This is a genomic window from Streptomyces sp. NPDC051684 (assembly GCF_044453445.1).
Lineage (GTDB): Bacteria > Actinomycetota > Actinomycetes > Streptomycetales > Streptomycetaceae > Streptomyces.
On record NZ_JBITCS010000091.1, the window covers coordinates 1 to 2,952 of the forward strand.

The 2,952-nt window shown below is 71.4% G+C and carries 2 protein-coding genes; both read left to right on the forward strand.

All coding sequences use genetic code 11. The annotated features are described in order from the left end of the window. Positions 1-167 precede the first annotated feature (167 nt). Positions 168-1,259 carry a sulfite oxidase gene (locus ACIA8D_RS41705; RefSeq protein WP_399240750.1) on the forward strand — a complete coding sequence of 364 codons (1,092 nt, stop codon included), beginning with the start codon at positions 168-170 and terminating at the stop codon, positions 1,257-1,259. Between the two features lie 117 nt (positions 1,260-1,376). Further along, positions 1,377-2,861 (forward strand): aldehyde dehydrogenase family protein, encoded by a 1,485-nt coding sequence (locus ACIA8D_RS41710; RefSeq protein ID WP_399240752.1) that lies wholly within the window; start codon positions 1,377-1,379, stop codon positions 2,859-2,861. The last annotated feature ends 91 nt before the right edge of the window (positions 2,862-2,952 follow it).

Below are 2,952 nucleotides of genomic sequence, written 5' to 3' on the forward strand. Positions count from 1 at the left end.
GGCGACGCGGAGCGTCGTCGACCGACGACAACGCCGCGAGCGTGCGTGCCAGGCCCCGCGAGCCCGGCCTGATCCAAACGACAGGCCCTAGCCCCATAGACCGCGCTTATGAGCCCATAGGGAACAAGCCGCTACCCGTCGGCGCCGCGCGCGCCGACGGTAGAAGCATGACGACAACCGACACAGCAGTCAGCGCACGGCCCGGAGTGGTCAAGCCGACGTCGGCCGATTTCATGGAGGACACCGGGACCGGGCTGGACTACGGGACCCGGGCGGACCGGATGCCGGGCCACCTGACCCCCAACGACCGCTTCTTCGTGCGCAGCCACTCCCCCACTCCGCGGATCGACGCCGCGCAGTGGTCGCTGCGGATCGAGGGCGATGCCGTCCCGTCGCCCGTCACCTTCGGCTACGACGAGCTGTGGCGGGCGTTTCCGCTGGTCTCCGTCACGCGCACGATCGAGTGCGCGGGCAATCGCCGTGTGCTGTTCGGCAAGCAGCACGGGCAGCGCATCGCCGGGACACCGTGGGGCCGCGGCGCGGTCAGCACCGCCGAGTGGACCGGCGTACGGCTCCGTGACCTGCTGTCGGCGGCAGGGGTGACCCCGGACGCGCACGACGTCATGCCGGTGGCCCTCGACGAGTGCGGGGCCCGGCGCCCCATGCCCCTGGACAAGGCGGTGGCCGACGACACCCTCCTCGCCCTCGCGATGAACGGCGAGCCGCTGCCGCCGGACCACGGCTTCCCGGCGCGGGTCGTGGTCTCCGGTTGGCTGGGCGCGGCCAGCATCAAGTGGGTCGGCCGCATCGAGGTGTCCCGCAGACCCATCCACGTCCCGTGGAACACCGAGGACTACGTCCTCATCGGCCCCGACCACCCGGCGCACGGCCCCGTCCTGGGCACCCCCATCAACGAACTCCCGGTGACCAGCCTGGTGGAACTCGACTGGCCCGCACATCTGAAGCCGGGGCCCCAGCTCGTACGAGGACGATCCTTCGCCGGGGAGCAGCGCATCGCCTCCGTGTCCTACAGCATCGATGCGGGCCCGTGGCAGGAGGCCCGGCTCACCGGCTCCCAGGAGGCGGGCGCCTGGACCCGCTGGCACTTCACCTGGAACCCCGCCCCGGGCGAGCACATCATCTCGATCCGCGCCACGGACGACACGGGCCGCACCCAGCCGGCGTACGTTCCGTGGAACCGCCTCGGCTACCTCAACAACCAGATCCTGGATCATCCGGTGCACGTCGCCACCGCGTGACGGGCCCACACATAGCAACCCCCTATACCCGGTATTCGCAGATCACCCGTTGTTCACCCGCCGTTGGGCGGGCGAGGGTGGCGGGGACGATCCCACCGGCTGCGAAGGAGCAGGGGCATGGCTGTGGCACCGGGCGAGACACGGTTCGAAGTGGCGGGGTATCTGACGGAGAATCACATCGGGGGGCAGTGGGTCGCCGCGCAGTCGGGGCAGCGGCGGCCCGACGTGAATCCGGCCGACTTCTCCGATGTGCTGGGGGAGTTCGCGGAATCCGGCGGCGCGGATGTGGACCTGGCGGTCGAGGAGGCGCGGCGGGCCCTTGATCACTGGCGTGGCATCGGGCCCATCAAGCGGGCCGCGTTCCTGATGAAGGCGCTGCGCATCATGGAGCGGCGCGCGCAGGAGCTCGCGTACGCGATCACGCGTGAGCAGGGGAAGCTCCTGAAGGAGGCCACTGGCGAGGTCCAACGGGCCATGGCCGTCCTGGAGTTCACGGCCGGGCAGGCCCGGCTGCTCGGCGGGGTCACCGCCCCCGCCGAGGAGGAGCGCACCTTCGCGTACACCTTCCGCAAGGCGATCGGCGTGGTGGGGCTGATATCGCCGTGGAACTTCCCCCTCGCCATCCCGATGTGGAAGGTGGCGCCCGCGCTGCTCGCCGGCTGCACCGCGATCCTCAAACCGTCGCCGCTGACCCCGCTCACCTCGGCCCTGCTCGTCGATGTCTTCCACGAGGCGGGGCTTGCGGACGGGGTGCTCAATCTGGTGCAGGGCGACGCGGCGGCCGGTGAGGCGCTCGTCGCCAATCCGGCCGTCGCGGGCATCAGCTTCACCGGGTCGCTGCCCGTCGGCACCGCGATCCACACGGGCGGCGCCGGCCGGCTGCTGCGCACCCAGCTCGAGCTCGGCGGCAAGAACGCGGTCGTGGTGTGCGACGACGCCGACCTGGACAAGGCCGTCGACGCCGTCGTGCACGGGGCGTTCGGGCAGGCGGGGCAGCGGTGTTCGGCGACCAGCCGGGCCGTCGTCGACGTACGGGTGCGGGAGGAGTTCCTGGAGCGGCTCGTCGGCCGGGTCGCGCATCTGCGGGTGGGGCCCGGATTCGACGCCGCGTCCGAGCTGTGTCCCGTGGTGGATACCGCGCGGCTCGACGCGGCGCTCGCCGCCATCGAGGGCGCGCAGCGCGACGGTGGCAAGGTGGTGTGCGGCGGCGGGCGCGAGGAGCGTCCGGATCTGGCGGAGGGCTGCTATGTGCAGCCGACCGTGATCCGGGACGTGCCGTGGGACGCGGAGCTGGCGCAGGAGGAGGTGTTCGGTCCCGTGCTCGCGGTGGTGGACGCGGAGGACTTCGACGACGCGCTGCGGATCGCGAACTCGGTGAAGTACGGCATGTCCGGGACCGTGTTCACCGCCTCACAGGCCCGCGCCTTCGAGGCCCTTGAGCGCTTCGAGGCGGGGATGCTGCACGTCAACCGGCCCGGTGTCGGCGCGTACGCGCATCTGCCGCACATCGGCGACAAGGCCAGCCAGTACGGGCCGCCGGAGTGCTCGCCGGAGGTCTTCGACTTCTACACGGCGTGGCACTCGGCCTGCATCTCGTACTAGGGCTTGTCGTTTGGATCAGGCCGGATCAGGGAGCGGGTCCTGGTGCGTGCGATCGCAAGGCGGAGGAGGGAGGCGACGCGGAGCGTCGTCG